The sequence below is a fragment of the Trichocoleus sp. ST-U1 genome, assembly GCF_039961835.1.
Classification (GTDB): Bacteria; Cyanobacteriota; Cyanobacteriia; order Cyanobacteriales; family FACHB-T130; genus FACHB-T130.
This window is the reverse complement of record NZ_JAMPJZ010000004.1, coordinates 132927-140227: the sequence shown is the minus strand read 5'-3', so window position 1 is coordinate 140227 and position 7301 is coordinate 132927. Positions and strand designations below refer to the sequence as shown.

Annotated in this window: 3 protein-coding genes and 1 pseudogene; 3 read left to right on the top strand and 1 reads right to left on the bottom strand. The window is 47.1% G+C overall.

Annotated features, from left to right (window positions below; genetic code table 11):
* Positions 1-226: 226 nt before the first annotated feature.
* The 3 genes and pseudogenes from NDA06_RS03335 to NDA06_RS03325 all read left to right on the top strand — a co-directional run.
* Entirely contained in the window at positions 227-3757 is a 3531-nt protein-coding gene (locus NDA06_RS03335) for a tetratricopeptide repeat protein (protein WP_190984921.1), read from the top strand.
* A gap of 665 nt (positions 3758-4422) precedes the next feature.
* On the top strand, positions 4423-5061 hold the full coding sequence (locus NDA06_RS03330) for a PEP-CTERM sorting domain-containing protein (RefSeq protein ID WP_190667723.1): 639 nt from the start codon (positions 4423-4425) through the stop codon (positions 5059-5061).
* 58 nt (positions 5062-5119) lie between these two features.
* A pseudogene (locus NDA06_RS03325) lies at positions 5120-5479 on the top strand (transposase); the annotation flags it as partial.
* A 27-nt stretch (positions 5480-5506) separates the two neighbouring features.
* Here the strand turns inward: NDA06_RS03325 and NDA06_RS03320 are convergent.
* A complete protein-coding gene (locus NDA06_RS03320) occupies positions 5507-7291 on the bottom strand; it encodes an ATP-binding protein (RefSeq protein ID WP_190984922.1) in 1785 nt (594 codons plus the stop codon).
* Positions 7292-7301: the final 10 nt, after the last annotated feature.

The window sequence follows — 7301 nt, the reverse complement described above, 5'->3', positions numbered from 1 at the left end:
ATTGAGTCCTCTGCTTCGCTTAAGATAATCCGAATGGGAGCAGGCATAGATTAATGGAAAACTTCGTTTAGGGGCTTTATGCCATCTTATATTTAATTAGTCCCAGCTACTTACACGGGCACAGCAACTATTTGAGCAAGCAGAGCAACTACGGCAGCAAGGAACGGCAGAATCTTGGCAACAGGCACTTGCTAAATACGAAGAAGCACTCTCTATTTGGCAGCAATTGGCGGTTAACGAAGCTCCGCCGTATGAGGCTCGCAGTTGGGAAGCTTCGACTCTTCGCGGCATCGGCACGATCTACTATATTCAGAACGAGAATCAGAAGGCACTGGACTCTTTCGAGCGGGGGTTAGCTGTCAGTCGCGAGTTGAAAAACCGCCTTCAGGAAGCGATCGCTCGTGCCTCAATGGATAATGCTGGCTCCAACTCAAACGACAAACAAAAACTGCTCGACACTTACAAGCAAGCACTTGCATTCACCAACGTTGAGGAAGCTTCCCTACTCAATTCTTTCGGTGGTGTTTACTTCGAGTTAGGCAAAAAGCAAGAAGCACTGGAATATTACAGACAAGCCCTGTCGCTGCTTCGAGCTGAGAAAAAACCCTCTCGTGAAGCTGTTACACTGAGCTTCATCGCTAATCTCTACTTCCAGTCAGGCGAAACTCAATCAAGCCTCAACTTCTACAATCAAGCACTGGAGATTCAACGTGCCGAGAAGGATATTGCTGCACAAGCCCGAACACTCGGCACTATCGCCATAATTTACACCCAATTGGGCGAATTGCAACAGGCGCTTGCCACTTATAACCAAGCACTCGAACTCCAGCGAGAAAGGAAGGGTTTTGCTAGGCAAGCGGATATCCTTGGGGGTATTGGCTTGGTCTACTTCAAAGGGGGTCAGTTTCAGTTGGCGCTGGATTTCCATAACCAAGCGCTGAAACTTTGGCAAGCAGCACAGGGAAATCTATCTGGAACAGATTTAGCCTTCAACCTTACTCAACAAGCTGAGATTCTCAGGAATATCGGCCTCACCTATTCCTTAGGGGGATTTGGCGATCTTGCTAAAGCACTGGACTTTTTTAACCAAGCCCGATCGCTTTACCAAAAGGCGGGATATCGATACGGGGAAGCGACCCTGCTCTCCTACATCAGCAATACCTACAAACAATTGGGGGAAATGCAGAAAGCCCTCGATGCCTTAAATCAAGCGCTCGTGCTGTGCCGTGCCATTTCCAGTCCCACTAAGGAAGCTGTTGCCCTCCGTGACATCGCTGGTACCTATGAGTCAATGGATGAGCCGCAGCAGGCACTAGACTTTTACAACCAAGCCCTCGAAATCCAGCGTCGGGTGAACGATCGCCCTCAACAAGCCGCCACCCTCAACAGTATCGCTAAAGTCTACAGTTCATTGGGCGATTATCAGCTGAGTATTGATACACACAACCAAGCTCTAGAGATATTTAAAAGCATTGGCAATCTCACTAACCAAGCTCTAACTCTTACCAACATTGGTGGTGTCTACCAAGGAGCAAAAAATTATGAAAAAGCGTTGGAATTTCACAATCAATCGCTGGCTCTGGCAAAACAAAATAATGATTTCCCGCAGCAAGTTACCACACTTGTAGGTATTGCTTCAGTTTACCTATCATTAAAGGATTATTCTAAGGCGCTTGATGCAGCTAACCAAATCCTTGCACTGTCACGCGAACAGAATAACGCCTCCTGGGAAGCCTATGCATTTGGGATGAGCGGTGTTGCTTATCTGAAATCGGGGGATTACCAGAAAGCACTGGAAGCCCTGGAAAAGGCAGTGGCTGCGGATCGGAAGGTAGAGGATCACCAAGGAGAAGCCACCCACCTGCGCGATCTGGGTAAGGTTTACAATGCATTGAAGCAGTACGAAAAAGCGCTATCAACCTACGATCGGGTTCTAGCACTGCGGCGGATGTTTGGCGATCGCACGGAGGAAGCATATACACTCTATGAGGTTGCGATTACACAACGCGACAAGGGCAATCTCAACGCAGCCCGTACCCAAATCGAAGCCGCCATCAAAATTGTTGAGGACATACGCACCAGAGTCACCAGCCCAGAACTGCGTACTTCCTACTTTGCCTCCGTGCAGAATTACTACCAGTTCTACATCGACGTGCTGATGCAGTTGCACAAAAAAGAGCCTTATATTGGGTACGATGCTCTGGCACTGCACGCCTCGGAACGCGCTCGTGCCCGGAGTCTTTTGGAACTCCTAACAGAGGCTAACGCTAATATTCGGCAAGGAGTCGAGCCAAAACAGCTGGAACAAGAGCGCACCTTGCAGCAAAAACTTGATGCTGTTGAAAAACGCCGAGTTGAGTTACACAGTAGCAACCCCACTAAAGGACAGCTAGAGAAAATTGAACGAGAACGCGAAAATCTCTTAGAAGAGTATCGACAAGCCCAAGCTGACATCCGCGCTAAAAGTCCCCGCTATGCCGCCCTCACTCAGCCAAAACCCCTCACCTTAGCAGAGATTCAGCAGCAGGTTCTGGATGACGATACGCTGCTTTTGGAATACTCGCTAGGCGAAGAACGCAGCTATCTTTGGGCTGTCACCAAGACAGGCATCACCAGCTACCAACTCCCCAAACGCGCCGAAATTGAGTTAGCGGCACGGGGTTTCTATGATCTTTTGAATACCCCTGGCTATCGCTTGGAAACCCGAAAGCCTATCGATAACCAAAGAGGCATTGCGGTTGAACTCGCTCCTGCTAACACCGAAGTCGTAACCAAACTCAGCCAGATGCTCTTGGGGCAAGTGGCTGGGAAACTAGATAAGAAACGATTACTCATTGTCAGCGAGGGTGCATTGCAGTATGTCCCCTTTGCCGCGCTACCAGTACCAACGCAGCCAAGCACAGAAAACAAAGCCAATCCTTCCACCTCACCTACGCCACTGTTAGTCAATTACGAAATCGTCAATCTACCCTCAGCCTCCACGCTAGCCGTTTTAAGACAAGAACAAGCTGGGCGCAAACCTGCTGCTAAAGCTGTGGCGGTGCTAGCCGATCCCGTCTTCGGCAGTGACGATGAGCGAGTCAATCAAGCAAAAGGGCAGACAGAGAAGCAGCGGAGTATCGGAGAAAACCTTGCATTCAGCACTTTAGCAAGATCCGCTAGAGAATCAGATGTCACTTTTAAGCGTCTACCCTTTACCCGACAAGAAGCTGAGCAAATTCTATCCCTCGTACCAGCCGCAGAACGCAGGCAAGCCTTCGATTTTGCTGCCAATCGTGCCTCTGCAACCAACCCAGAACTCAGCCAGTACCGGATCGTGCATTTTGCCACTCATGGCATCCTCAACAGCGTACATCCAGAATTATCAGGGGTGGTGCTGTCTCTGCTAGATGAAAAAGGGGAATCGCAGAATGGTTTCTTGCGACTGCACGATGTTTTCAATCTCAACTTGCCAGCTGAACTGGTGGTACTGAGTGCTTGCGAAACGGGATTAGGTGAAGAAGTCAAAGGCGAAGGATTAGTGGGCTTGACACGCGGCTTTATGTATGCGGGTGCGCCGCGAGTGGTAGTGAGTTTGTGGAGTGTCAGCGATCGCGCAACATCCGAATTGATGACCAAATTTTACAAAGGAATGCTGGAAAAAAATCTACAGCCAGCGGCGGCATTGAGAGCAGCACAGATAGACATGTGGCAAAAAACGGAATGGAAAGCACCCTATTACTGGGCAGCTTTCGTACTGCAAGGCGAGTGGAAATAACAACCGAACTGTATCGCTTCTAGCTCCCTCAGGAGTTACACAGTTGGCTTAAGAATGAAACGAGGAGCCGCCAAGTAGTGACGAACAGCATCTCGCACAATCCTGCGTTGCAATCAGGAAGTTAATGTAATCGGGTTGGTTGACTTTCGCTGGCTTCATTCCTAAGTAGTTTTACCTCACCTCCCCTTTTTTCTCAACTGCGTAACTACTGAATCTTTATGAAGCTGGAATAAAGCTCAACTCTCCACTGATTTCCGGACAAGTTATAAGTTTTAGTTATGAATTAAATGAATTTACGTATTTATACTTAGGCAAGCTTTAGAAAAATTGTCCATTTATGATTTATTTTTTTCATCAAGTCTCCCATTTTTACTAACTTTCATGGCTAGACAAGCCGTTAGTAGGTCACTCTAATTAAATTACATTTAATAAGTCTTTACATATATAAGCTGTTTATATATGGATACTTTTTATTTTTTCAGTAAAGTCTACGTGGAATTACTAGAAATTCACAGAGGAGAATAGTAGGCTTCCTTTTACGGCTGAGTTGTATTCAATACCTGGCTAGGGCACCTTTAATTGCAACTTAGTAGGCAAGGAATTCTAACTGCTGGGTCTGTCTACATTCTCGGCTTCAACTTAATTCTGCATGAGAGGAACACTTTATGAGTTTAATGAGAAAAGTTACAGGAATTGTCGGGGGAGCAGCGTTGCTCACAATGGGTATAAATTCAGCTCCCTCTGAAGCTGCTTTGTTGGACTTTTCTTTAAGAAGTTTTAGAAAAGAAATTTCTTTTACTTTAGATACCTCGGTGACAGATCAGGATTCTTCTCCAACCGCTGGTTTCTTCCCAAACGCGATATCAGACCTTAAAATAGACGGTTCGCCAGTTCCATATTCTGATACGGCAAATGTGAATACTAGAGCGACTACTTCTGCGGGGTTTGGCGGTGGAATTGGGCCAGGAGAGTTTTCTAGTTTGAGCTTCTTTTTCAGAGGTTTTGATTTAAATTTACCGGATCCAGTCCCCATTCCTACCTCTTATTTCTTTGTTCTCTGGTTTGATAATTTTTCTTTAGTCAATCAACTCTCTAGTGACCCCAACGACTATGCATTACGCATTGGTTACGGAAGAGAAGATACTATTGGCTCTCTCCGTACAGATATTCCTCCAGAACTGCTAACTGTGACGCTTCGTCAAGCTCCATCTCCCAATCCTGTTCCGGAACCCAGTGCGATGGCAGGTCTTTGTGTCTTAGGCCTGAGCTTCTTATTAAAGAAGACTGCTCAAAAATCTTATTAAAGAAGACTGCTCAAAAAGCTTAAACAGGGCTTACGCAGCAGCAATTTAAACTGAGGAGATCAGCTTCACCAAACTCGACTACTGCCAATATCTACTGAGCAGTCCTGTCAACAACACGGTCACGAACTTGACCGATCATCTTGAGGGTATTAGCCATGATCGCATCAATCGCTATCTGCGTGGGGAGAAGTTGACGCCTCGAAAGTTGTGGGACGACACCGTGGAACCCCTTCTACAACCGTCCGAGAATGCCTAAGTGCTATTAAATGATACGGTTCTAGACAAGCGTTATTCAGACTCGATTGAACTGGTCAGGCGACAATACTGGTCAGGCGGCAATACAGTGGGAATGAGCATCGCGTGATTCGGGGCATTGGCTTGACGCCGCTGTCTGTACGTCAATGGTGAAACTGGACTGAAATGTCCCTTGCGTAAGCCCTGTCCTTTACAAACTCAAGGGGAGGCGAACCGTGAAACTAGATCCCATCCCTTCCTGACTTTCTACAGTAATATCACCCCCCATCATCTGGCAGAAGTGACGGCTAATCGCCAACCCCAGTCCAGTACCGCCATACTTTTTCGTAGTCGAGGCATCTCCTTGCATAAAGGCTTGAAACAGTTGCTGTTGTTGTTCATCCGAGATCCCAATCCCAGTATCGGCGACCCGAAAAAGGATGAAGGACGTTTTCAAGGATGAAGGATGTAGGGTGGAAGAATCAGAGTTTCGGGTTTTTAGACTTGCTGCTGGTAGTTGACTCTGAGCGATCGCGCTTTCATCTTTCTGCACTGTCAGCGTCACTCGACCTTGCTCGGTAAACTTGGCAGCATTGGAGAGCAAATTAAACAATATCTGCCGTACCTTAATCTGGTCAGCGTACATGGTGCCCAGATTCTCGTCACAATGAACGTCTAAGACATTTCCATTCTTCTCTACTAACGGTTTTACTGTTATGACAACGCTAATAATTAACATTTTGATATCAAACGTTTCCGGGTAGAGAGTCATTTTCCCGGCTTCAATCTTCGACAAGTCGAGGATGTCATTAATCAGTGCCAGAAGATGTTTGCCAGCAGAGTTAATTGATTGAAGATCGCTAATAAAATCTTCATCGCTTAAGCCGAGATCCTGGGCATCTTCTTCGAGAAGTTTGCTCAAGTTAATGACAGCATTCAAGGGTGTACGCAGCTCGTGGCTCATATTCGCCAGAAACTGACTTTTGGAGGTACTAGAAGCTTCAGCTAATTCTTTCGCTTGTTGCAATTCTTTGGTTCGCTCGGATACTCGTTCGATGAGATGATTCAGAGAAGTGGCTAATGACCCAATTTCATCGCCAGTGGTGACAGGGGCACGCAGATCAAAATTAGATTCCCGTGCTACCTGCTGAGCCACTTGAGTAACCGTGACGACTGGCTGAGCGATGGCGCGACTGGTACGCAGCGCCATCGTCCCTGCGATCGCAACCGAAACAAGCATACTCAAGATAATAATGATTTTCTCCAGTCCTTGAGCATTCTCCATCACTTCTCTCCCTTGCTGCTCCTGCTTTTGAGCCATGTCAAGGAGGTTGCTCAATTGTGCATTGAAGCGCTCTAAAGTCATCGCTGACTCCCCACGGATCGCGATGAGTAGTTGCCGTCGCGCTGACTCAACCGCCTTTGGCTGCAATTGCAATTGGTCAATTGGTTGCAAGCTAGACTCAGTTTGCTGAACGTAGGAGTCCAAAGTAGTCGTGTAAGCCTGCAATAATTCCTGTATTGTGTCGGGGGTTGCTGCTAACCAGGCAGGGTTGCTCTTGATGAAGCGTTCAATTTCCAACCTCAACTTCTTAGCTTTGCTAACACAGTCGAAAAATTGCGCTTTTTCCAATTGCAGCTGTTGTGAATTCTCTAGTACAGCAGCTAAATGCGAACCATGTAATTGCACCTCGATGACCGCATCCTTAAAATTTCCGAGCAGTTGTGCTTGTACGTGGGCATCATTGAGTTGTTTGACGCCTTGCCCTTGGTAATAGTCTGCGATTACTAACCCAGCTAGCGAACCGAAAAAGCCAATCGCAATTGCTAGGAAATAGCCGTAGCCAATCTTTTGGTGGATGCGCCAAGAACCGGCTTTCGGTTTCCAAGGTAAGAGAGATTTTAGCGAGTGGCGGTCGGTCGAGAGCGGCTGAGTCGCTAAAACTTTTTGGCTCTCTGTGGTGTCGTCAGCAGCGGTTGGCTCTTGAGGTTGCATCAGCACAAAT

Bases quoted from the DNA above. Each gene is read 5' to 3' on its own strand.
- NDA06_RS03330 (WP_190667723.1), top strand. From the start codon at position 4,423: ATGAGTTTAATGAGAAAAGTTACAGGAATTGTCGGGGGAGCAGCGTTG.
- NDA06_RS03320 (WP_190984922.1), bottom strand. From the start codon at position 7,291: ATGCAACCTCAAGAGCCAACCGCTGCTGACGACACCACAGAGAGCCAA.